This window comes from Mycoplasma elephantis ATCC 51980 (genome assembly GCF_000687815.1).
GTDB classification, from domain to species: Bacteria; Bacillota_I; Bacilli_A; order Mycoplasmatales; family Metamycoplasmataceae; genus Mycoplasma_H; species Mycoplasma_H elephantis.
The window spans coordinates 42,615-67,693 of the sequence record NZ_JHXU01000003.1; the positions used below are offsets into that span (position 1 = coordinate 42,615).

The 25,079-nt window shown below is 25.6% G+C and carries 24 protein-coding genes, 3 tRNA genes and 1 pseudogene; 8 read left to right on the top strand and 20 right to left on the bottom strand.

What is annotated here, in order from left to right; all coding sequences use genetic code 4:
* Nucleotides 1-12: 12 nt before the first annotated feature.
* Nucleotides 13-1,095: a tRNA 2-thiouridine(34) synthase MnmA gene (mnmA, locus tag T380_RS0101125; protein WP_027334113.1), complete on the bottom strand. Its 1,083-nt coding sequence runs from the start codon at nt 1,093-1,095 to the stop codon at nt 13-15.
* Between the two features lie 56 nt (nt 1,096-1,151).
* On the opposite strand from mnmA, the gene T380_RS0101130 reads away from it, so the two are divergent.
* Nucleotides 1,152-1,598, top strand: a complete 447-nt coding sequence (locus T380_RS0101130) for a hypothetical protein (RefSeq protein ID WP_027334114.1) — start codon at nt 1,152-1,154, stop codon at nt 1,596-1,598.
* A gap of 32 nt (nt 1,599-1,630) precedes the next feature.
* On the opposite strand, the gene rplT is transcribed toward T380_RS0101130, so the two are convergent.
* The 4 genes from rplT to T380_RS0101150 form a co-directional block, all read right to left on the bottom strand.
* Nucleotides 1,631-1,984, bottom strand: a complete 354-nt coding sequence (rplT, locus tag T380_RS0101135) for a 50S ribosomal protein L20 (RefSeq protein ID WP_425411600.1) — start codon at nt 1,982-1,984, stop codon at nt 1,631-1,633.
* A 6-nt stretch (nt 1,985-1,990) separates the two neighbouring features.
* A complete protein-coding gene (gene rpmI / locus T380_RS0101140; RefSeq protein WP_425411598.1) occupies nt 1,991-2,170 on the bottom strand; it encodes a 50S ribosomal protein L35 in 180 nt (59 codons plus the stop codon).
* Nucleotides 2,136-2,873, bottom strand: coding sequence for a translation initiation factor IF-3 (infC, locus tag T380_RS0101145; protein WP_425411599.1), 738 nt, complete (start codon nt 2,871-2,873; stop codon nt 2,136-2,138). Before infC ends, rpmI begins: the two co-directional genes overlap by 35 nt.
* A 91-nt stretch (nt 2,874-2,964) precedes the next feature.
* On the bottom strand, nt 2,965-3,234 hold the full coding sequence (locus T380_RS0101150; protein ID WP_027334118.1) for an HPr family phosphocarrier protein: 270 nt from the start codon (nt 3,232-3,234) through the stop codon (nt 2,965-2,967).
* 134 nt (nt 3,235-3,368) lie between these two features.
* On the opposite strand from T380_RS0101150, the gene T380_RS03840 reads away from it, so the two are divergent.
* From T380_RS03840 to T380_RS0101165, 3 genes are read left to right on the top strand one after another with little or no spacing between them, the layout of a single operon-like run.
* Entirely contained in the window at nt 3,369-3,653 is a 285-nt protein-coding gene (locus T380_RS03840; protein ID WP_051599942.1) for a putative quinol monooxygenase, read from the top strand.
* 8 nt (nt 3,654-3,661) lie between these two features.
* Nucleotides 3,662-4,360: a purine-nucleoside phosphorylase gene (gene deoD / locus T380_RS0101160; RefSeq protein ID WP_027334119.1), complete on the top strand. Its 699-nt coding sequence runs from the start codon at nt 3,662-3,664 to the stop codon at nt 4,358-4,360.
* On the top strand, nt 4,360-5,655 hold the full coding sequence (locus tag T380_RS0101165; RefSeq protein ID WP_027334120.1) for a thymidine phosphorylase: 1,296 nt from the start codon (nt 4,360-4,362) through the stop codon (nt 5,653-5,655). Before deoD ends, T380_RS0101165 begins: the two co-directional genes overlap by 1 nt.
* A gap of 90 nt (nt 5,656-5,745) precedes the next feature.
* Here the strand turns inward: T380_RS0101165 and T380_RS0101170 are convergent.
* Nucleotides 5,746-5,838 (bottom strand) — tRNA-Ser (locus T380_RS0101170).
* Nucleotides 5,839-5,917: 79 nt separating this feature from the next.
* Here T380_RS0101170 and T380_RS0101175 point away from each other — a divergent pair.
* Nucleotides 5,918-7,246, top strand: coding sequence for a C1 family peptidase (locus tag T380_RS0101175; RefSeq protein ID WP_027334121.1), 1,329 nt, complete (start codon nt 5,918-5,920; stop codon nt 7,244-7,246).
* 12 nt (nt 7,247-7,258) lie between these two features.
* Here the strand turns inward: T380_RS0101175 and T380_RS0101180 are convergent, their stop codons facing one another.
* A complete protein-coding gene (locus tag T380_RS0101180; protein WP_027334122.1) occupies nt 7,259-8,098 on the bottom strand; it encodes a methionyl-tRNA formyltransferase in 840 nt (279 codons plus the stop codon).
* 90 nt (nt 8,099-8,188) lie between these two features.
* Between T380_RS0101180 and T380_RS0101185 the strand changes: the two genes are divergently transcribed.
* The 3 genes from T380_RS0101185 (at nt 8,189) to T380_RS0101195 (ending at nt 10,454) form a co-directional block, all read left to right on the top strand.
* On the top strand, nt 8,189-9,550 hold the full coding sequence (locus tag T380_RS0101185) for a M17 family metallopeptidase (protein ID WP_027334123.1): 1,362 nt from the start codon (nt 8,189-8,191) through the stop codon (nt 9,548-9,550).
* 162 nt (nt 9,551-9,712) lie between these two features.
* On the top strand, nt 9,713-10,156 hold the full coding sequence (locus tag T380_RS0101190; RefSeq protein ID WP_027334124.1) for a hypothetical protein: 444 nt from the start codon (nt 9,713-9,715) through the stop codon (nt 10,154-10,156).
* A gap of 34 nt (nt 10,157-10,190) precedes the next feature.
* Entirely contained in the window at nt 10,191-10,454 is a 264-nt protein-coding gene (locus tag T380_RS0101195) for a hypothetical protein (protein WP_027334125.1), read from the top strand.
* Between the two features lie 36 nt (nt 10,455-10,490).
* On the opposite strand, the gene T380_RS0101200 is transcribed toward T380_RS0101195, so the two are convergent.
* The 13 genes and pseudogenes from T380_RS0101200 to T380_RS04380 all read right to left on the bottom strand — a co-directional run.
* Entirely contained in the window at nt 10,491-11,171 is a 681-nt protein-coding gene (locus T380_RS0101200; RefSeq protein WP_027334126.1) for a 16S rRNA (uracil(1498)-N(3))-methyltransferase, read from the bottom strand.
* 3 nt (nt 11,172-11,174) lie between these two features.
* Complete coding sequence (locus T380_RS0101205) at nt 11,175-12,926, bottom strand: MATE family efflux transporter (protein WP_036436724.1); 1,752 nt, start codon at nt 12,924-12,926, stop codon at nt 11,175-11,177.
* A gap of 433 nt (nt 12,927-13,359) precedes the next feature.
* Nucleotides 13,360-14,685: pseudogene (locus T380_RS03845) on the bottom strand (glycosyltransferase family 2 protein).
* Between the two features lie 317 nt (nt 14,686-15,002).
* A tRNA-Ile gene (locus tag T380_RS0101215) sits at nt 15,003-15,079 on the bottom strand.
* Nucleotides 15,080-15,102: 23 nt separating this feature from the next.
* A complete protein-coding gene (rpsI, locus tag T380_RS0101220; protein ID WP_036436727.1) occupies nt 15,103-15,519 on the bottom strand; it encodes a 30S ribosomal protein S9 in 417 nt (138 codons plus the stop codon).
* A complete protein-coding gene (gene rplM, locus T380_RS0101225) occupies nt 15,519-15,953 on the bottom strand; it encodes a 50S ribosomal protein L13 (protein WP_027334129.1) in 435 nt (144 codons plus the stop codon). The genes rpsI and rplM overlap by 1 nt, the downstream gene beginning before the upstream one ends.
* A 78-nt stretch (nt 15,954-16,031) precedes the next feature.
* Nucleotides 16,032-17,798, bottom strand: a complete 1,767-nt coding sequence (locus T380_RS0101230; protein ID WP_169734557.1) for a hypothetical protein — start codon at nt 17,796-17,798, stop codon at nt 16,032-16,034.
* A gap of 35 nt (nt 17,799-17,833) precedes the next feature.
* A tRNA-Thr gene (locus T380_RS0101235) sits at nt 17,834-17,909 on the bottom strand.
* Between the two features lie 10 nt (nt 17,910-17,919).
* Nucleotides 17,920-18,597: a signal peptidase II gene (locus tag T380_RS04235; protein WP_051599946.1), complete on the bottom strand. Its 678-nt coding sequence runs from the start codon at nt 18,595-18,597 to the stop codon at nt 17,920-17,922.
* Nucleotides 18,597-21,293, bottom strand: coding sequence for an isoleucine--tRNA ligase (gene ileS / locus T380_RS0101245; protein ID WP_027334131.1), 2,697 nt, complete (start codon nt 21,291-21,293; stop codon nt 18,597-18,599). The genes T380_RS04235 and ileS overlap by 1 nt, the downstream gene beginning before the upstream one ends.
* Nucleotides 21,271-22,896, bottom strand: a complete 1,626-nt coding sequence (locus T380_RS0101250; protein ID WP_027334132.1) for a CTP synthase — start codon at nt 22,894-22,896, stop codon at nt 21,271-21,273. Before T380_RS0101250 ends, ileS begins: the two co-directional genes overlap by 23 nt.
* Nucleotides 22,897-22,975: 79 nt before the next feature.
* The gene (locus T380_RS0101255; protein WP_027334133.1) at nt 22,976-23,824 is read right to left on the bottom strand and encodes a DegV family protein; all 849 of its coding nucleotides are present in this window, start codon (nt 23,822-23,824) and stop codon (nt 22,976-22,978) included.
* A 25-nt stretch (nt 23,825-23,849) separates the two neighbouring features.
* Nucleotides 23,850-25,079, bottom strand: a 1,230-nt coding sequence (locus T380_RS04380) for a hypothetical protein (protein ID WP_027334134.1), incomplete at its 5' end; no start/stop codon positions are given.

The window sequence follows — 25,079 nt, forward strand, 5'->3', positions numbered from 1 at the left end:
TTTTTTATTAAATTACATTGTTTTATCAATAATTGCCCCACCGATTACTTTATCATTTTCATAAATAACAACTTGTTGGCCTGGGGTAACGGCATATGCACCTTGTTCATAAGAAACAATAATGTTATTATTCTCAATAATTTCCAAATTAATTGGTATATCTTTTTGACGGTATCTAAATTTAGCGCTTAAATTATTTCAATTAGTAATATCTGAAATTTGATTAAAATTACTTGCAAATAATTTAAAAGATTTTAAGTATTCCATATGACTAATTGGCGCAACATAAACTATGTTTTTTTGAACATTGTGACCACAAACATAGTGTTTTTCTTTTTGGCCACCTAATTTTAACCCTTTTCTTTGTCCGAGAGTATAATACATGCTTCCTTCATGTTTTCCGATTACTTTGTTATCTATAATACTTATAATATCTCCCGGTTGCGCAGGTATATAATTCTGTAAAAATTTTGTAAAATTTCTTTCACCTATAAAACAAATACCTGTACTATCTTTTTTGCTTGCTGTTACTAAATCTAATTTTTTAGCAATTTTTCTAATTTCTGGCTTTGTTAATTCCGCAAGAGGCATTAATACATTTTCAAGTTGCTTATTAGTCAATTGAGCTAAAAAATAAGATTGATCTTTATTTTCATCTTTTGCTTTATATAATTTTGAATTTATAACTTTTGCATAATGACCTGTCGCTAAAAAATCTCCTTTTAATGTATCAAAAGCATACTTTGCAAATAAATCAAATTTGATATACTTATTGCATAAAATATCAGGATTAGGTGTGCGCCCTTTTTTATATTCATTAATTAAATCACTAAAAACAAGATCTCAATATTCTTTAATAAAATCAACTCTACATAGCTTTATACCTAATTTATCAGCAACACTTTTAGCATCAAGATAATCTTGTTCTTGAGTGCATATATCACCAAAAAAATTATTTCCTAGTATATCATTATTAGCCATTGAGTCTCAGTTGCGCATAAACAAACCGATTACCTCATAACCTTGTTTTTTTAATAAATATGCAGCAACAGATGAATCAACCCCACCACTCATTCCAAGCACAACTTTTTTCATATAAAAACCTTCTTTAATTTATTAATACTATATATAATATATAAAAAAGGAGAAAAATGGATGCTAAAAAACTCTGTTTAAAAATTTGTTTTATAACATTATTATCTATTGGTGCATTTTCAATGTTAAATATGATAGCAATATTAATAACCTCATTGGCAAAAAGTTCCACCATTATTTATGCACTATCTGGTTATACTTTGACAACCGGAATGGTTCTTGTCGGGGTTCCTATCTTATCTTTTTTATTAATTTACACATTTAATATCAAAAAAGACATTTTTTCAAACAAAAACATTGATAATTCAAGAATTAAGTTGTTAGTAATAGCGTTCATAATTTTAGATTTAATAAGCGCTTTTTATGTGGTAATCTCATTATTATCAACACTTATTATTCCAGAATTATGACTTATTATTATAAATAATGTATTGTTAATATCGGCAATAACATTTGCAATTATTCAAATTTATTCTTTCATAAAGAATATTAGATTTGAATAAAATATAATACAAAAAAATAAATGCTCATGCATTTATTTTTTATTTTTTATTTGATTAACAAGTTTTGAAAATGTTTCAGGTTCATTAATGGCTAATTCTGATAACATTTTTCTATTTATTAAAATGTTATTTTCTTTTAATCCATTAATAAATCTTGAATAAGATATACCTTGTTCACGAACTGCGGCATTTATTCTTGATATTCATAATTTTCTAAAATCACGTTTTACTTGTTTTCTATCTCTAAAAGCATATGTTCATGACTTGACAACTGCTTGTTTGGCTACTTTGTAACCTACAGATTTATGTCCAAAATATCCTTTAGCAAGTTTTAATCATTTTCTACGTCTTGTTTTTGTAACTGTTCCACCTTTAACTCTCATGATTTCTCCTTAAATTAAAGCCTTAAATCTCTTAACATCACTTGGATGCATTATGGTTGATTTACGAGATTGACGTTTTTGTTTTGTTGATTTATTTTGTGCTAAATGTGAACGATATGCTTGTTCACGCATTATTTTTCCAGTACCTGTAATTTTAATCCTCTTTTTTAGAGAACTCTTTGTCTTCATTTTTGGCATTATCTTTCTCCATCTCTGTATTTTTTTGTTCTTTTAAAAATTTAGCAATTTTCACTTTTGAAGGTTGAATTTGTAAATCTAAAAAACGATCTTGTGTTAAAGTAGCTTCTTTTGCTATTTCAGCAATATCTTCAACCAATAAAAAAAACCTATTTAGTGTTTCATGGCCCAACTCTTGACGTGTAAGTTCGCGACCTCTAAATTTAAGACTTACTTTAATTCTGTCACCATTCAATAAGAACTCTCTAGCTTTTCTAGCTTTTGTTTGAAGATCATGATCACCTATAAGAGGAGTTAAACGAACTTGTCTATTTTGTATGTTTGTTTGTTTTTCCTTAACCTCTTTAGCTTTTTTCTTGCGATTATATTTAAACTTACCATAATCCAAAATTTTTGCAATTGGATTTGGTTGAATATTAATTAAAACTAAATCCATACGTTTTTCTTTTGCCATCGCAATGGCGGCATCACGCTCCATAACACCTATTTTTTCATTATTTTCATCAATAACAAAAACTTTTTTATACGGAATAAATTCGTTTAATGTATGTTCAGCCTTTGGACCATTATTTTTTATATTTACTGCTATAATTTTCTCCTTAAAATAAATAAAAAAGTGGTTTCCCACCCCTTTACAACAAAAAAGATTATCTAATTGATAAGGTATCAACAATAAATAACTTAATTGTAGCAAAACCCATGAATATATCCATCAGGTGAGAAGTGATTCTACTTTCTGCAATTAATTATTGCTTTATAATGATACCATATTTTATAAATTATATTTAATTATCAATAATATTATTAGCAATCATTACTTTTTTAAGCCCCTCAATGGCAGCAACTTCATCACTTCCATCCGCTGTTATTGTAACTTGAGTATTTGTTTTAACTCCTAGCGACATTATATTCATAATTGATTTTAAATTACCAGATGCTGTTGCTGTTTTAAGCTCTATTTTAGAACTATATTTAGCTGCTTCTTGGCATAATTGAGATGCAGGTCTTGCATGTAAACCAATTGGGTCAATAATTGTAACTTTAATTTCTTTCATATCTTTCTCCTAATCATGTATGATAATCTTATTAATAAATTATAAACTACAATTATTTATTTAAATGCATTTTTTGATAATATAGCATTTTTAACCAATATGTGTATAATTTTAGAACAATATGAAAGGGAAAAATGGTATTTTTAGTTATCACATACATAATAAAAAATGAATTTAGAAATAGTTTTATTGAAGCTGCAAACAAATATATTGATGCTTCAAGAAAAGAAACTATTAATCTATCTTTTGATTATGGACAAGGGAAAAATGAAAATGATTTTGTCTTCGTTTCAAGATGAGTTAGCGATAAATCATATAACGAACACAAAAAAACTGAACATTTTAAAGAATTTGCAAATTCAATTATCCCTATGTTAGGTGATAATTTTATACCGAATATTATAAAGGGGATTAGATAGGAGAAAAAATGACACCACACATTAATGCAAAACCTGGTTCAATAGCAAAAACCGTTTTAATGCCAGGAGATCCGCTTCGTGCAAAATATATTGCCGAAACATATTTAAAAAATGTAGAATTAGTTTCTAGCGTTAGAAATGTTTTGATGTATACTGGAGAATACAACGGTAAAAAAATAAGTGTTGCCGCTAGTGGTATGGGATGCCCATCTATTGGAATATATAGTTACGAACTTTTTAAATTTTATGATGTTGATAACATTATTAGGATTGGCTCAGCTGGTTCATACATCAAAAATTTAGATTTATATACAACAGTGCTAGCTACTGAATCATATTCAGATTCAAGCGCTTTTTCAGAATTAGTATTAGGTGAAACAACCAATATTGCCAAACCTAGTGAATCATTAAATAAAAAACTTCGTGAAAGCGCAAAAAAATTAAACATTAAATTAGTTGAAGGAAGAATTCATTCATCAGAAGTTTTTTATGCTTCTAGACCACTTGAAGAAACAATTAAAATTACTAAATCATTAGCAGTTGAAATGGAATCTTATGCACTATTTATAAACGCTAAAAAATTAAACAAAAATGCAGCATGTCTTTTAACGATTTCTGATAATTTAATTACACACAAAGAAACAACCCCATTAGAACGTCAAAACTCTTTTAATGATATGATGAAAATTGCATTAGGAGTTGCATAATGCGTGTAACAGATATTATTAATAAAAAAATTAATAAGATCGAACTTTCTAAAGAGGAAATTGATTTTTTAGTTAATGGCTATGTTGAAGGAAAAATCCCGGATTACCAAATGTCAGCATTTTTAATGGCGGTAGTTTTTAATTCAATGAGTTCGAAAGAACTAGGTTTTTTAACAAAAGCATATATAAAATCTGGTGAAGTTTTGGACTTAAGTAAAATTAAAGGGATAAAAGTGGATAAACACTCAACTGGTGGCGTTGGAGATAAAACAACCATTGCTATAGCACCAATTGTATCATCATTAGGTGCTCCAGTGGCAAAAATGTCAGGAAGAGGATTAGGGCATACAGGGGGGACCATTGATAAGCTCGAAACTATTCCTGGCTATAGAATCGAATTAACTCAACAAGAATTTATTGATAATGTAATAAAACATGGTGTTGCTGTTGTTGGACAATCAAAATCACTAGTGCCCGCAGATAAAAAAACCTATGCACTTAGAGATGTTACCGGAACCGTTAACTCAATACCGCTTATTGCTGCTTCAATTATGTCTAAAAAACTTGCGACAGGAGCAAACGCTATCTTACTTGATGTTAAATGTGGTGAGGGAGCTTTTATGAAGGATTTAAAATCAGCCAGAGAATTAGCAACCACAATGATTAATATAGGAAAAGAATTAAATGTTGATGTAAGAGCAGAAATTACAAACATGTCTAGTCCTATTGGAAAAGAAATTGGAAATAAAAACGAGGTGCTAGAAGCTATTAAAACATTAAAAGGTGAAGGACCAGAAGATTTTAATGAATTGGTTTATTCAAGTTGCGCAACCATGCTAGATCAAGCAGGAATTGAAAAAGATCATAAAAAAGCATATAAATTAATAGATGAGTCAATAAAAAGTGGAAAAGCACTTAATAAATTTTATGAGTGAATTAGTTCGCAAAGCGGTGACATAGAGGCATTAAAAAATCCTTTGTTTTGAAATCCTAAATATAAATTTGAAGTTAAATCAAAAACTGATGGGTATATGAATATATATGATAGTTTAGTATTTGGAAATGTTGCTATGAAACTTGGCGCTGGTAGATTAACAAAAGAAGATATAATAGATAATGAAGCAGGCATTACCATAATTAAAAAAACAAATGATAATGTTAAAATAGGCGATGTGATTTTTCGCTTATATTCATCAAACCCAATAGATTTAAACCTTATAAAAGAATTAGAAAAAGGATTTGAAATTAATAAACAAAAAGTCGAAAATAAAGTAATTTTAGATAGACTAAAATAATAAAAAACAAACAAATATTGTTTGTTTTTTATTGAATTATTTAATTTTTTGTATAGAAAAAACACTTTGTTATATAAAGTGTTTTTTATATGGCGGACAATGAGGGATTTGAACCCCCGCGAAAGTTGCCTCTCCTAACGGTTTTCGAAACCGCCCCCTTCAACCGAACTTGGGTAATTGTCCATTTTATATTTAATTATGACATAATAATACAAATTTGTAATATTATAAATATTATACAAACAAAATGAAAGAGGTGAAAATGATAGATCAAAAATTATTAAAAGAATTTGCGAAAAAATATGATTCAAAAAAAGAAAATAAGGCCGTTGAGTCAGCTATAGCTCGCGTTGGAATTTTAGAGGCATCAATAAATAATGAAGCCATTAAAAGACATACATTCAAATTTTCAAACACTACAAAAAAAGGCGACATAACAAATCAAAATAATAGTGGTAGATGCTGAATGTTTGCTGCATTAAATACAGCAAGAGTAAAAACAATGGAAAAATATAATTTGAAAACAACCGAATTTTCACAAAGTTATACATTTTTCTGAGATAAACTAGAAAGATCAAATTATTTTTTAGATGCAATTATTGATACCGTTAAAGAAAAATTAGATTCTAGGTTAATTGCCCATTTATTAAAAAACCCGCTTGAAGATGGTGGACAGTGAGATATGTTTAGCGCCATTTTAAGAAAATATGGAGTTGTTCCAAAAGACCATATGCCTGAAACATTAAATTCTGAACGTAGTTATCAAATGAATTCAAATTTAACTAGTATGTTAAGATATTTTGCATATGAATTACGTAGTGAATATGCAAACACTAAAAAAATTGAAAATCTAAAAAATATGAAAAAGAAGTATTTACAAATTATTTATAATGTTTTAGTTAAATCGCTTGGACGCATACCCGAATTTGTAGAATTTGAATATGAAGATAAAGATGGTAAATATCATCGTTTAGAAAAAATGACTCCACAAGAATTCTTTAAAGAGGTTGTTGGTTGAAATTTAGATGACAAAGTTAGTGTTATTAATGCTCCAACAGAAGATAAACCATATAATAAAGTTTACACAGTTAAATATTTAGGAAATGTTGTAGAAGCAAAACCTATTAGGCATTTAAATTTACCTATTGGCGAACTTAAAAGAATGGCAATAGCGGCAATAAAAGATAAAGAACCAGTTTGATTTGGTTGCGATGTTGGCAAAATGAGCAATAGCAAACAAGGTATCATGGATCATGAAATGTATAATTTTGAAGATACGCTAGGATATATGCCAAATTGAACAAAAGCTCAACGTTTAGATTATGGCGAAAGTCTTTTAACACACGCAATGGTATTTACTGGTGTAAACTTGGATGACAAAGGTAACCCAATTACATGACAAGTAGAAAACTCATGAGGTGATAAAATTGGTAAAAATGGAGTATTTTCTATGTCTGATAAATGGTTTGACGAATTTGCATATCAAATAATGATTGACAAAAAATACTTAACAAATGAACAAAAAGAAATTTATGAAAGTGCAAAACTTGTTGAATTATCACCATGAGATCCTATTGGCGCTCTAGCATAATAAAATAGTGGATTAATTATTTAAATCCACTATTTTTTTTGATTCAAATTGATATTTCGTTAAATATAGATTCCCGTCTTTTAATTCTATAAATGGGGCGCCCTTAATTTGTTTGACTTGTGCTCTAAAAACTTTAACTCTTTTATTGTTTATAAAAGTAAATGCGCCAGGATTATCAGCATATGCTCTAATAATATTTATGTTTTCAGAAATTGTTTTATCAATTTTAAGCTCGCCATTTTCCTTTTCTAACTTAGGAGCAAAAGTTACAAACCTTTCGTCTTGTTTAGTAATAAATATATCATTTTTCTCTATTTTTTCTAATCATAAATTGATATTATTCTTTGCTAATTCAGTAATTTTACTGAATAAAATAGAAGTTGTGTCATTTGGTTCTATATCAATTTTTTTTGTAAAAAGTATATCACCTGCATCCATTATTTTTGTCATGTATATCAAACTTATTCCTGTCTCTTTTTCATCATTTAAACATGCATGTTGTATTGGGGCGGCGCCACGATATTTAGGTAATAAACTACCATGAATATTGATTGCAGCAATCTTTGGTAATAAGAGTATTTTCTCAGGAATATATTGACCAAAAGCATATGTTAATAAAATATCGAAATCTAATTGTTTTAATTCTTCGTATATATTTCCTATTTTGTCAGGTTTGAAAAGTAAAAAGTTATTTTTTTTCGCAAAAGCCGATACCTTATTTTCACATAATTGTTGTCCTCGATTAGCTTTTTTATCTGGTTGAGTAATTACGGCTATAATATCATGTTTTTTTGATATTTCAAAAAAAACAGGGACCGTAAACTCTGGTGTTCCACAAATAATTATTTTCATATGTTTATTTTACAAAAAATTAATATTTTTATTACCTTTATATTAAAATATACATTATAAATTATTATTTTTTTAACATGAAAGGAAAAAATGAATAAACCAAATAATAAAAGAAATAAAAATATTGTTTTATTAAAGGGAACTTTTAATAAAAATGAAAAAGAAAATTTAATAACCGAATTCGGAGTTATCACGGAATATTTAGAAAACAATGAGGCATTTGTTTTTTTAGGAGATAGAGAAAAATTTAATACCACTTCATTAAAAAATGTTGCAACAAAAATTGTTACAACATCAAAAAGAAGTTATGAAATAGATTTAGACTCATTTATAACAAATAATATTGATATAAATACAATTGCAACTTATTTTGCCGAATCTATATCATACAATACTGAAAAAATTTGAAATAAAAAAACACAAAAAAATGAATCAAAAGCTAATAAATTTGAATTATTAACAACAAAAAAAATAGATGATAATGAATGAAACAAATCTCAAATATTAATTAATGCAATAAAAATGACTAGAGATCTTCAAATTATGTCTCCAAATGAACTTAATTCTGAAAATATGGCTAAACTAGTTGAAGAAAATGCAAAACCTTTTTTGAATGATAAATTTAGTATTAAGATTCTAAATAAAAAAGAAATTGAAAAAGAAAAAATGGGATTATTACTATCAGTAAATAAAGGTAGTATGTATGAACCTAGAGTTGTAGTTTTAGAATATAAAGGCGACCCTAATTCAGATAAAAAAATAGTTTATGTAGGAAAAGGTATTACATTTGATTCTGGGGGTTATAGTTTAAAACCATCCAGATATATGATAGGAATGAAGTTTGATATGTCTGGGGCCGCAATTGTGGCATCAAGCCTGATTTCCATAGCTCAATTACAGCCAAAATCAAATGTAGCAGCAGTTTTATGTATAACAGATAATAGAATTAACGGCGATGCTTCATTACCAGATTCTGTTTGGACATCAATGAATGGTAAAACTGTTGAAGTTAACAACACAGATGCAGAAGGAAGACTTGTGATGGCTGACGGAATAACTTATGCAATTAGAAAATTAAAAGCAACAAGAGTAGTTGATGTAGCAACACTAACAGGAGCTATTTTAACCGCGCTAGGAACAACATACACCGGAATCTGAGCAACAACTGAAAATGCATGAAATGATATTTCTATGGCTGCTTTAAACTCAAATGAATTAGTATGAAGAATGCCTCTTAATGATGAATTTGCAAAAAATATAAAAAAATCAGAGGTTGCCGATCTTAAAAACACAGACTTTTCCGGAAATGGTGGCTCATGTTCAGCCGCAATGTTTTTAAAAGAATTTACAGAAGATGTGGAATACATACATTGTGATATAGCGGGAACCTCTGAACAAAATGGAATTCCTACTGGTGTAATGGTTAAAACACTTACAGAATTAGCACTTTAAAATCAAAAAAACTAATAAAAACCCGTTATTTTATTAAATAATGGGTTTTTTTATTTCAATAATAAAATATTTTATTTACTAAAAAATACGAAAAAATGATGGTTTTTTGGAATTTTTTTTGTTTTTTTTTATAATAACTCATATTTTAAAAAGAATGAGGAAATGAAAAAGACAAAATTATTATTATTTGGTTCTTTAACAATTTCTACGTTATTAGTTGCATCAACAATAGGATGCAATAGTAAACAAGAAAACAAAAAGGAAAAAGAAGAAGATTCAAAAAAACCAAAAGACACAAGAATTAAAACAGTTGAGAAGATTAATGTTGATAAGGCTGGATTAAAAAATATATTGGATGTTTATCTATCGGATGATGAAATAAATAAATTACTTAACTTTTACATTAATGAAATAAATGCTGTCCCAAATTCATTAAATAAGGCCATATATTTTTCAGAAGATGTAGTGAATCAAGCAGTTAATGCTCATGCAACAAAAATATTAAACCTTCACATTAAACATGCTTTAAAAAACAAAACATTATTATCAAGTTTTAAAAACCACTTTAATAAAGTAGTAAAAAAACAAGAGTGGCTTTTTAAGTAAAGCATTAGGACTTGGAAAACTTAGTCTAACTCTAATGGATACAAAATTTGAAAAAGCAAAATGCTTTATCAAAGCCGCTAAAGAGCAAAATGATGAGGAATATGAATTAAATTATAATTCAGTACTTTTCACTAATGAATATAAGGATTTTATAAGTTCAGAAAAAATAAAATTTGATAATTGATTAAAAAAAGGTTCCGCCCTTATTGAAAGCGGTAAATGAACAAAGGATAATTTACCAGAAATAAAAGAGGTAGTTAAATCTTTATTACGTTTTAATACCCCAGATAAAGAATAAAAATACACAAAACATCAAAAATTTTTGTGTATTTTTTTAATTTAAATTATTAATATTTGAAACCATTTTTAAAATTGATGTTTCTGATCTTAAAATTCTTTTACCAAGGCTAATTATTTTGTAATTATTATTTTTCGCTATATCAATTTCATTATCGGTAAATCCACCCTCGGGACCTGATAAAAAAACTAAATTACCACTAAATTGATATTGATTATTTTCTAAGCCATACTTTTCATGAGCAATATATTTGTTGTATTTTGGGTAAATTTTGATAAATTGCTCAAAATTTATTGGTGCATGAATTTTAATTCAACTATTTCTAAAACATTGTTCACATGCCGCTTTCGAAATTAAAGTTCAACGATCTATTTTTTTGTTTATATCTTTTTCATTTCATATAACGGAAATATTTTTTGTTATTAATAAATAAATTTCCTTAACACCTAACTCTGTTAATTTTTGAATTAATAAGTCAATTTTTTTATACTTAATTAATGGCAAACCAACAATAATATCATTTTTATACTCATTATTAATATTTGTTTTTTCAATAATTTTTGCTTTGTTATTTTCTAATTTACAAATATAGTATTCATTATTATATAAACAATGAAATTGTTGATTTTCTTTAATTCTATTAACTTTTATGTGATTTAATGTTTCTTTACTTAAGATAAAAAAATCATTTTGTTTTTCATACACGATATATCGCATTTTTTAATCCTGTTTTTGAACACTTATTTTTTCATATTCTTCAGCTTGCTTAATTATTTTGTGTTCTAATTTTCTTAAAAATGTTAGTTTATTTTGATCAATATAAGGAATTTTTTTATACAAATATCAAAATGAAACTATCCCTAAAATTAACCCCGTCACAAAAGAATTAATTATTCAACCTATAGCAATAGACATATTTGCAACCCAAGTACCATAACCATTTTTGTATAATAATAATCCTGTAACGTATGACAATGACATAATAACTACAAAACTTAAAAATCCTTCAAAAGCAGCCACAATGTTTGACATTACAACATTATTTGTCCCTTGGAATAGAATTAATGCAACTATAACAGGTGAGAAAAACAATATTCTAAATGAAAACATTCTTAAAAACAAAATACTTCCATTTTTTTTATCATCTTGAACATTTAATAATTCAACAAATTGATTCGCAAATACATTCATTAACACGATTGAAACGATAGCAACAATAACAGCAGATGTTAACCCCCATATCATCGTTTCTTTACAACGCTTAAAATTACGATTAGCATAGTTATAAGACATAAGAGGTCTAACACCATCAGTTATACCGAAAATACCATACATAAATAACACTAAAATAGGATTTGATTTAGACCAATAATATTGGAAATTAGCTGGATCACTAAATTCAGAATGGCTAAATATAAAAGTAATAACAAAAATAGAAAAACCAATTGTAAATGTTCTAATAAAACCGCTTAATCCTAAGAGAGATATTGGAACAAGCATATTTTTTTTAAATTTAAATTTAAATAAATGATTTATATCAAGTCATGTTTTTTGTTTTCTTGCATTGTATCAGCAATATGATAAGTAACCAAGTAGATTTATTGATCATCCAATTAATGTAGCTAGCGCGCCACCTAGCACCCCTAATTTAAATACAATAATAAATAACATATCTAATAATATGTTGCTTATATTTGAAATTATTGCAATAAAAAGAACATAATTATTTCTGCCTTCAGCTTTTATTAAAAATGATAATATAACATGTAAAGCCATTATAAATGCGCCGCCAGCATAAACATATATGTAATCCTTTGCCCAAGCAACACTAAGATCATGCGCTGCATCAAAATATGCTTTCATAAGTAAAAAATCATCACCCATTTTATTTGCTACAACATTATCATATGTATTATTTCCGGCCAAAATGTCTGGCACACCTAAAATAGATACAAATATAGCAATCATACCAGATATTAAACCAACTATAAATGACATCCAAAAAACTGTGGCTCATACATCTTTCCCTAGCTTCTCATGATTTTTTGCAATTAACTTTGTATAGTAAACACTAGAACCAACGGGAATAAAAAGTACTATTGCATTTATAATAATTATTATTGGATTAAAACTAACTATAGCTGTTGATACAACAGTATTCGAAGTCATTAATGACAACTCGGAATATTTTGTTTTATCGGTTATATTGCTATTATATATTTTAATAAGTTCTTGAAGCTCTTCGCTAGATAAAGATTTAAACCCGTCTATATATCCATAAATTAAACCATCATCCCCAAATAATGGCTTTGTCTCTGGTGTAAATTGTTGAATTAATAGTTGATCTACGAATGTATAAAGACCAGCCATAATAGCACTTAAAAGTGCCGGTATACCAACAATTCAAATTACTTTTGCAACTTTTGTTTCATTAAAAAGTTTATAAGCTTTTTCTTGTTTTTGATTATTCATAGTATTTATTATATTAAATAATAAAAAATTTATAGATTTAATTATGAATCTATCAAAAAAATAAATTTTTTAGTTATTTATTCATTTACTATTTTGAAGATTATTAATTTAATTAAAATGAATATTATCATCATGTATTTTCGCAAAATCAATATTACTTAATTTAATCTATATTTACATAAATATGATTATCAATTAAAAGAAAAATTATATTATTTATAGATAAGTAACTAATTGATTTAAAAAATATTGAATAAAATTATTATATTAAGTACTTTTTAACGTATTAAATTATGCGTTTGTAAAATAAGTTAAGTCTATATTTGGCATAAATTAATAGAATTAAATCTAATACTTTTTTTAAAATATAAGAATATAGGCAATTACAAATCATTAATAAATCGATAGTTTGGTTTTAAAATAACTTAAAAAATTACTGTTGTTCTTTTCTTTTAATAGGTGTTGTTGAATAAGTTTTTTTAAATAATGATAGAAATGAAATTGGGAGATATGTAAACATAAAAAATGGGTAGGTAAAAATTGAAATAATTTTTATTTTAGCAGTGGTGTTAATCTTGTTCCAATTCTTTACAACGGTAATAAAAGACCATATTAAAAAATTTATAAAAATTGTACCAAAAATATATAATGGAGTACAAAAAACATAAGAACATAAAAAAGCAAAATAAGGTGATTGAACATCTAAATCATAATTAACATAACAGTTTAAAAATATTAAAAAACATGTTAATAAATATAAAACAAAATTTATTATTAAAGTAATACATATTGGTAATATATTAGTGTAATTTGATATTAATTGTATTGGTTTATTTTTAAAAGTTACAAGTTGTTTCAAAAGTTTTGAAGAATATAAAACAAAAACTTGTTTAAATCCCACGCATCATCTCATTCTTTGTTTTCACGAGCTCTTAAAATCAATCGGCTGTTCATCATAAAATATAGCACTATCAGTATATCCGCTTTTAATTTTATTTAATAAAAGTCATTGAGTAAATTCAATATCGTGGCTTAATGAATTAAAATCTCATCAATTTGTTTTTTATAAGATATTTCTTGTAAAAGAAAATCCAGTTCCATTAACATATGCGGAGTATCCTAAGGTAGCTCTCCCTTTATTAATAATATTAGACTCTTTTATAAACTGAATCGAATTAGCGCTAGATATTCAATTATCACCAAAATTTTTTGAATTCCTATATGTTGTAACCACCTCTACTTTATCATTAAAATCAAACAATTTATTAACTTCATAAACTCAATTTTCATCTAAAACATTATCGGCATCAAATGAACAAAAACAGTCATATTTTTTTAACAAATTATTATCTCTAATATGTCTAAGTCCATATTGTATAGCAAAATTACCACCCCGTAATGTTTTATGAAATCTTTGTAAAACATTAATATTTTTATCAATACCTATATTATATGTTTGACGTTGATCGGTACAATTATCCGCAACTAAATAAATATCAATTAATCCATCATATTTTTGATTTTTTATACTATCAATTAGTTTACCAACAACAGCAGATTCATTGTGAGCTGGAATAATAATGGCAAAATTCCTATTTTTACTTGGTTTATAATTTCTATATATTTTTTTCTTCTTAGCGAAAGAAAAAATTAAATAAAGCCACTCAGAAAATGAAGTAATAAACATGAAAAATATACCAATACCTAAAGTAATTCAAAAAAATATATTTGTTATTTGTTCTAAAATAATATTATTCATAAATATTTACCTTTCACATAATTACCCCAAATTACTATTGATAATTTCTAATTATTGAAATTTTAAATCCATAACAACTATTTAGCATTTAACACTATCTAGTAACTTATACTTATATATAAAGTGGAATTTACTAATAATCATTTTTCTTTTCTTCTATAATGCAAAATATTATAACATTTTATATTTAATTTAAATTAATGCTTTATTTTTACTATTTTGTCATAATTTAGGAAATAAATTGAATGCATAAATACATAAATTTACTTTACTTAAAATAAAAAAAGGACATAGTCCTTTTGATCAAATAAATGAAATGGTGCGAACGAATGGAATCGAACCATCGACCTCACGATTATCAGTCGTGTGCTCTAACCGTCTGAGCTACGCTCGCATAAAAATTCATAAAGAATTTTATTAACGTTTTGAGAATTGTCTTGCACGACGAGCTTTTCTTAAACCTGGTTTTTTACGTTCTTTAACTCTTGCATCTCTAGTTAACATTTTTTCAGATTTAAGTCTTGCTTTATAATCAGCATTAACTTCTAATAAAGCTCTAGCAATACCTAGACGAATTGCTCCAGCTTGACCACTTAACCCGCCACCTTTAACATTAACATTAATATCAAATTTATTTAAATTATTTGTTAACGAAAGTGGTTGAAGAGCATCTTGAATAAAAATATCTGAATTTAAATATAATTTAGCTTCTCTATTATTTACAACAAATGATCCCGAGCCAGGTTTAATGATAACACGAGCTGTAGAACTTTTTCTTCTACCCAAACCACGATATGAAATAGTATTTGTATTTGTTTTTTTTGTTATAGCCATTATTTAACCTCGATTTTTTCTGGTTTTTGTGCTGCATGAGGATGTTCATTGCCAGCATAAACATATAAATTATTGAATTGTTTGTTTCCTAATTTTGTATGTGGTAACATACCTTTAACTGCTTTTTCTAATATAGCAATAGGTTTTTTTTGTCTTAAATCATGTGCATTAATGACTTTTAAACCACCTGGGTAGCCAGAGTGACTATAGTATAATTTATCGTGTTCTTTTTTTGCTGTTAGTTTTACGTCTTTAGCATTAATTACTACAACATAATCCCCCATATCTACATTGGGTGTAAAAGTTGGTTTATTCTTACCTCTTAAAATATCTACTATTTTAGAAGCTAGTCTACCCAAAATTAAATCTTTAGCATCAATAAGAAGTCATTTTTTATTTGTTTCTAAATGCTTTATGATAGTTGTTTGGCGCATATGATTCCTTTCTTATGTCTTAAACTTCGATAACGTTTTTAATTATATATTAATTTATATAATAAAAATAAACATTTTTTAAATTTTAGTAATAATTTTATTTATTTTTTTGCAAATTGTACTTGTTTTGTTCTTGTTTGTTAGAATTATACTTTTAAATTTTTTATAATGGTTTTGTATATTTTTAAAAATATTTTTATAAACTATATAATAATCATCAAAACTATTCATATCTTCAGAATAGTCGAATGTCATAATAATATTATTTTTATTTTTAATTAATCCATCTCTTTGAATTAAATAATTAATAGGTTTTAAACCAAAATCAAAAGATGAATATGTTCAATTTTCATGAGGTTTTTTTCCAATCAAAGCATCATCAAAAATAATATTTTTTTCGAATTCCAAATTCAATATAACATTGCTAATAATATAACCAGTTAAACCTTCAAACAAAAAAGTAAAAGATAAAGAGGTATAATAAAACTTTTTTTGTAAATAGTTGATGATATTTCATACTATGTTTTCAATATAAGTATTAAAAAAATGAGTTTTTTCTAAATTGTTATTCAATCATCTTTTTATATCATAATCCAAATAAATATTAACTACAATATAATCATTATTTGCGAATATTTGATTTTTCAAGTCATATTTATTCAATCTTTGGCAAAATGGTCAGTCATTGAATTTAATTAAAACTTTATGAGTAACATTTTGCGCATTCTTATGCAATATGTTAAACGGATTATAAATAATAAAATTAAGACCATTATATGAAATATTTGTGGGAATAATATAGTTATTATTCATTAGTTTAACGTTAGTTTGACTTAATTTTTCTAATGAGCTAGCAACAATGTCATAAATATAATAATTTGATTTTGATATAGTATTTGTTTCAAATATCAAACAATATTTTTTATCATTAGATGTTTCTATTCTTATGTGCGAGTTAACCTTATCACCAATTTTACTTTTAAAAATTTGATTTATTTTAGTTTCAAAATCCTTTAATTTTGAATCACAGTAATTTGTCAAAATTAAATTTAAACATGCATCATATGTTTCAAATTTTAAAAGCTCATTGTTCTCAACCCATATTTTGTTAATAGAAAAGTCATGATTTGATTCATAAATAATTTCTTGAAGATTCAATTTTAAATCATATTTTCCTAAAATATATTTTTCTAAACTATATGTTTTGACTAATAGTTTTGATTTACTTAACATACCAACTATTTCAAAATTTTGAATTGATGGAATTGTTAATATTTTCAAACGTTTACCTTTTGAGTTTATTGAATTTATGAAATAATTCTTTTCTGCTAATTCAAATGTATATTTTGGAAATAAATTTTTATTATAAATACATTTTTGGTTTTTTATATCTTTATTTACAAACAAAAATTCTTTATCTTTAAATTCAAATTTTTCAGTAGAATTCATTGTTTTTATATTGAAAATGTATTGTTTACGTATTTTCAAAAATCGTTCATTTTTAACATAAGATATACAATCATCACTAATATTTTCAAGGGCATCAAAAGATATAACATCATTAGAAATTAATATATTTGAATTATTAAATATATTGTACATAAACAAACTAAATGAATTTACTATTTTATTTTTCAATAAATAAAAAATAAATTTATTATCCTTTATATCAAATATATCAATATCATTCATTTGTTGGGTTGTGATATTCATTTCGATATGATTTTTTATATTCCTTACTCACAAATTCTTAGTTCTTAAATATTTTTTTAAATAAATTAAAAAATTGCCATCATCAGTTATTTTGGCATTTGAAATATTTGAATCTAAAAATATATTCGTCATATTTGAACCCATATTCTCCTAGTGGTTAAACCATATGGTGCTACCTACAGGATTCGAACCTGCTGCCTATTAATTACGAGTTAATTGCTCTGCCAATTGAGCTAAGGTAGCATAAAATGTCTTAAGACATTTTTAAATTATTATTATAAGTTTGATTGTTTTTGTTCTTGAAGGAATCATTTTCTCCTTCGTTTTTCAATAACTTGTTTCTTCTTTTATCTTGTATTATTTCAAATATTGTCACAAATAATATAAACAAACATCCAAGTGATAACCAAATATCGGCAAAATTAAATGTTCCTAAATCCATTCATGGTATATACAGTATATCTTTAACCATACCATTATATAAAAAACGATCTAACATATTCCCGAAATCACCAGCAGCAACTATTCCTAAACCTACAGTTATAAATATATTTTTAGTAAATAAAACACAAAATATTGATATTAATAAGAAAATTATTGATAGAACCTGAATAAAAACAATATTTTTTGTCGGTAAAAACGTTACTCCAACATGTCCAACAGATCTTATCCCAAAAAGGATAAAATTAGTATATTTTGATGAATCAACATCAAATTCACCGCGCGTTGAACCATTAAAACTTTTGCTTCCATCATCAAAAACAAAAAGTGTTTCTTTGGCGGCGAAATCAATTATGAATAGTATTAAAAATACAATAAGAAATATAAGATAATTAATAAGAATATATTTTCAATTATTTTTAAAATATAATTTTAATTTTATAAAGTAATTATTTAATTTGTCGTTTCAAGATTTTGCATATTTTGCCATTAGTTATCACTATATCCTTTAATAATATTTGATTCATACTCCTTAACTATATCGCAACAACGTTTACATAAGTTATCTTTTACTTTTTTAGAATCAAAAATAACTCAACATCTATCGCACTTTTTACCTAAGAATTTATCTATTTTATTTTCATTACCTTTTTTAATTTTACCCACCATAAGAAGTGTATTTAAATTTTTTAATCCATCCAAAAAATTAACATCATAATCTTTTTTGTTAAAAGTAATTTCAGCTTCATATGATCGATTAATTTTCTTACTTTTTATCGCTTCTTCAATCAATAAATTAACATCATCCCTTAGTTTAAAAAATGTTTGTCATGATTGTAATGTGTCATCATCCGGTTTTTTGGGATTAGCAAATTTTTCTAAATGAACTGATTCTTTTTTATCTTTTTTACTGAAGTGTTCATATGCATCCTCGCATGTAGTAGGCAAAATAGGGGCTAAAGCTAAAATTAAAAAATATGATATATTGTAAAAATTATATTTAACCATTAATAATTCATTATCATCATTTTTATTAACATATAAAATATCTTTTGCAATATTTAAATAAAAACTTGATAACTCACTTAGATAATTATTAACTTCTTTAATAACCTGTAAAAAACTGAAATTATTATAAAAATTAAAAATTTTATTTTGAACATCATAAAGTTGATTCTCAATATATTTATGAACACCTTCAGTTTTTATTTTTTTATGTTTATAATTATTCAAATTACCTAACATAAACTTAATTTTATTGCGTATATTTCTGTAAATTTCAACATTTTGCTTCAAAATAGATTCCGAAATAGAAATATCATTTGTGTATTCGCTATTAGCAACTCAAAGTCTTAGAATATCAGCACCATATTCTTTTATTACATCAAGAGGAGAAATTGTGTTTCCTTTTGATTTAGACATTTTTTCACCATTTCCATCAAGTGTAAAACCATGTGAAAGTAAATTTTTATAACATGGTTTATTCATAAATGCAACAGAATTTATTAATGAACTATTAAATCATCCACGATATTGGTCGCTTCCTTCCAAATATAAATCATAAGGGGCATTGGCGTCTTTAATTTTCGCCCCTAAGAATGAAACACCACTATCATATCAAACATCCATTATATCATTTTCTTTTCTAAGATTTTTATTACGATATTTTTCAGGAAGCAATTCATCAGTTGATAATTGATATCAAATATCGGTACCATTTTTAGAAACTAAATCTATAACATAGTCAAAAATCTCATCATTTAAAACTATATTATCATCTTTATCATAAAAGGCAATAATAGGAACACCTCAAGTACGTTGCCTACTTATGGTCCAATCATCACGGTTTTTAATCATTAACATTAATCTTTTTTTAGACCAGGAATTTAAAAAATTAATTTGGTCTAATGAATTAAGAATTTTATCTTTTATCTTATCTATAGAAACAAATCATTGAGGTGTTCCGCGATAAATAATTGGTTTATGTGTTCTTCAATCATGAGGATATGAGTGTTTTATTGTAGTTTTATAAATAAGTAAATTATCATTTTTAAGTTTTTCTAAAATTTTATTATCAGCATCCAAGTAGAATAAACCACCAAATTCTTTACTATATTTAAAATCAATTAAACCATCATCTAAAATATGCATAATTTGATTTAATTTATTATTTCTCCCGATTATAAAGTCATCTTCACCAAATAATGGGGCTATATGAACTAATCCAGTTCCAGTATCTAATGTTACATGATGGCCATAAACAATAGGGGATAAATTATTATTTAATGGCGACAAGTATTTAACATTCATTAATTTTTTTGATGCAAAAGTATCTATTATAGCAATATCTTTTCACCCGAATGTTTTTACAAGTTCGTTTACTAATTTAGTTGCGATTATATATCTTTCATTATTATGTTTAACTAGAGAATAATTATCTTTTTCACTAACAGCAACACCTGAATTAGCTATAAGAGTTCAAGGAGTTGTTGTTCAAATAATTATTTTGTCATTTTCTTTAATTAAATTATTCCCCTCTACCACATTAAAAGCAACATAAATGGATGGCGAAACAAAATCTTCATACTCAACTTCCGCCTCCGCTAAGGCTGATTGGCTACTTGGCGATCAATAAACTGGTTTTAACCCTTTATATATAAGGCCATCATTCCACATTTTTTTAAAAACTCTAAGTTGATTTACTTCATATTTTTTATCAAGAGTTACATAATAATCTTTTAAATTACTTTGTAATTGCAATAATTCAAATTGTTTTTTTTGTTTTTCAACTTGTTTTAATGCATAACTAGCAGCTTTTTTTCTTAATATTAATGGAGTAAAATCTTTATTCGACATTTTTAATTCGCTCAACATTTTATGTTCAATTGGCAAACCATGCGTATCCCAACCAGGAACATAAGGAGAATAAAAACCAGACATTGTTTTGTAACGAATAACAATATCTTTTAAAATTTTATTTAATGCATGACCAACATGAATATCTCCATTTGCATAAGGAGGGCCATCATGAACTATAAACTTATTATTATGGTCATTTGAGTTTAAAATTTTTTCATATAAATTAATATTTACTCATTTTTTTCGATATTCAGGTTCTTTTTGACCAAGATTACCACGCATATCAAATTTAGTAAAGGGCATATTAAGTGTTTTTTTGTAATCCATATTTTCCTTTCTTTTCTAATATTTTAGAAATAAAATAATCAAATAATGGATGTGAGGTTAATATTGTTGTATTAAATTCTGGGTGATATTGAACACCAAAGTAAAATGGATGATTTTTTAATTCACAAATTTCACCAAGGTTCTCTTTAAGATAAATTCCGCTAAAAATAAAGTTTTCATCTTGAATTTTTTCCATTCAATCTTTAGTTATTTCATAACGATGTCTATGACGCTCACTTATTTCACTTTTTTTATAAATATTATATGCTATTGAATCTTTCGATATCTTCACATCATAACCACCCACACGAAGAGTTCCTCCTAATTTTTTAGGGTCAGATGATTTAATAATATTAAATACTTTGTTTTGTGTATTTTCATCAAATTCAGTACTATTAGCATTTTTATAACCTTTTGATCTAGCATAAGCTACAGTCATAGCTTGCATTCCTAAACATATCCCAAGAGTTGGTATATCTTTTTTTGTCATTATTTCTGCTACTTTTACTTTTTCTTCAAAGCCTCTTTTTCCAAATCCTGGTAAGATAATAACTCCGTCATATTTTTTTAAATCATTTTCAAAATTAATAAAATCTATTGATGATGAGTCAACAAAATCTAAATTTACATATGAATCTTTATAGGTTGCCGCAATTTTAAGTGCTTCAATTATTGATAAATATGCGTCATGAAGTTGTGTGTATTTACCAACCATTAAAATATTTATTTTTTCTTTGTTTGGTTTTTCAAATAAATCAACAAAATTCCTTCATTTTTCAAGAGATGTTGTTTTTTTTGTATTTTTTAAATTGAAATGATCTTTAATTCTTTCAAACACTTTTTGTGTATCTAGATATAAGGGGATTGAATATATATTATTCATATCGGGTACATCAATAATGTTATTTATAGATAATGAAATTGCTTTTGAAATTTTATTTTTAATTTCATCACCAACAAAATTATCAGAACGCAAAAACAACATATTAGGATTAATTCCCAATGAACGTAATTTTGAAACTGATGCTTGAAGTGGTTTTGTTTTGAACTCGTTTGAAACTTTTAAAAATGGAACATATGTTAAATGACCATAGAAAACATTTTTTGGCATCTCAATACTTAATTGACTAATTGCGTATATAAAAGATTCTGATTCGAAATCACCTACTGTACCACCGATTTCCACAATTACAAAATCATAATCTTTTGCAATATCTTTATTTAAAATGATACTTTTTATTTCGCTAGTAACATGAGGAATTATTTGAACAGTTTTACCTTCAAATAATCCTTCTCTTTCTTTTCTAAAAATTTCTTGATAAATTCTTCCTGATGTAGAATTACTCAATTTTGTTAACTTATTACCAACAAATCTTTCATAATGACCTAAATCAAGATCTCCTTCATGTCCGTCATTTGTTACATATACTTCACCATGCTCAATTGGAGACATAACACTTGTATCAATATTTAAATATGGATCAAGTTTCATATTAAATACTTTATAACCATATGATTTCAATAAATTGCCAATAGATGCAGCTATAACCCCCTTACCTAAACCTGATATAACTCCACCTGTAATAAAAATATATTTTGCCATATTTCCCCTCTATATAAATATAATATAAATAATATTATATTAGTATATATCAAAATATTAAAAAAATCGGCCATGCCGATTAAAAATGTAATTTTGGATAAATAGTGATAGCAACCGCATCAGCGCCGGTATGAGACATTATTAAGCTTGAGCCAAAATTAGTGTCATTTATAATTATTTTTTCATCGTCTAAAGCTTGTTTTGTAATTTTAGTTAATTCTTCATCAGTGCCATAAATAAATTGAACGGTATGTTCTTTAAATTGATTTATTTTATCTTTTAGATAGTCAATTGCTGTTTTAATAATACCATTTATAGTTCTTTTAATTGTATCAACACTTACTTTTCCTTCGGATTCATATTTTATTAATGGTAAGAATTTAAGTGATACCATAATAAATTTCTTTATACCTTTTAAACGACCCCCGCCAATTAATCTTTTAAGATTCCTTGGGATAATATAGGTTGTAGTTTTAGAACTTACTTCCGCCAATTTTGATTTTACATATTCCATATTATTAGTTTTTAAATATAATTCTTGAGCAAGTTGCCCCATTCTAACATATTGTTCACCCACAAATGAATTATCAACAACATGAAAATTTGAATATTCTTTACCAAAATTCGAAACAACACTAAATGTATTAGATAATTTTGATGAAATACCTAAATATAAAACTTGTTCATATTTAGAACAATATTCACTAAGTGTTTGCTTTATTAAATCTAAATTTGGCATCGATGTTTTTACAATAGAATCTGCCATAATTAAGTTTCCTAGTTCTTTATTTGATTTGGTTACACCATCAATATATAAATTCCCATCAATTTCAACTTGAAGAGGTAAAAAACCAATTCCTAGTTCTTCTAGTTCTTTTTTTGTTTTACATGCGAATGAATCTAATATAATACCTAACTTATTTTTCATATTTTAAAATTATATATAAATATGATTAATTTAATACATATTTAATATTCAAATCTTCCAAAAGTTTTTGATTTATTTTTGAAGGTATTTCTTCATAAATTAAATTTATATCATATATAGAACTTATACTACTTAAATCTAGCAAAGCTTTGTATCTTTCAGAATTACTAAATTTCATGAAATCATTATTTATTAACACAAATTCCGGTTTGGCCAAAATACATGAATTAAGTAAATTATTTTTATTATTATTTTGCAACACAAAACCTTTTACATTTTCATTTTTAAAAAGATATTTATATTTTGAAAAAGAGGTTTTTAAAATTATAAAATTGTTTTTTCCGCATTTACTAAGAATATCTCTACTTAACATGTAATCATCAACCACAATAAAATTATTTGCATCATTTGATGTCGAGATGATATTAAGTATTGTTTTTTGATAAATATTTACTAAAATTTTAAATAAATATTTTATTTTATAAAATTCGTTTTGCAACTCTATGTTAATTAAATCACTAAAATTATTATTATTAGTGTCTGTTATTTGTTTGATATCTATTTTTATAATTCTGGCAATAGATTCAATATTATAAACATTATTGAATGAAAAGCTTTTTTCCTTGAAAAACTCATTAAAAAAATCGTTTTTAAACTTATAAAGAACAACGTTAATATCATTTTTATAATCGTTTATGTTATATGTACGACCATAAATATATTCTTCTGTAAAATTTAAATTCTTTTTAAATAGTCTTATATTTTTATTATTAAATTTCTTTATTTTTTTTAATGATTTTTTATAACTATTAGATACTAAAATTAAATAATAAAATTCGTTATCTTCATAAAACAAAATATCTTTTTTATATTTTATTTTTTCAATAAATTCTTCTTTAAACAATTTTAAGTTAGTATTAAATTCATTTTTGAAACATAGCGGAATAATTGATATGTAAGGATTGTTTTTTTTAATATTAAAATTATAATTTTCCAACATAAAAGCAATATTTTTATTGAAATTTCATGAAATATTGAAAAATATTTCATCATCTTTATTTGCAGGAAAAATGGTTATTTTATATAATGAATTATTTATATAAAATGTTGACAAATATGTTTCGTTATTCCCATTATTACATAAAAAAACATTCTTTAGTCTAGCCGCTTTACCAATTGGCAAATGAACTAAAAAATCATTTAAGTCAAATCACTCATAATTAGCAAACGTTTTAAAAATTCCTTTATATGGTCT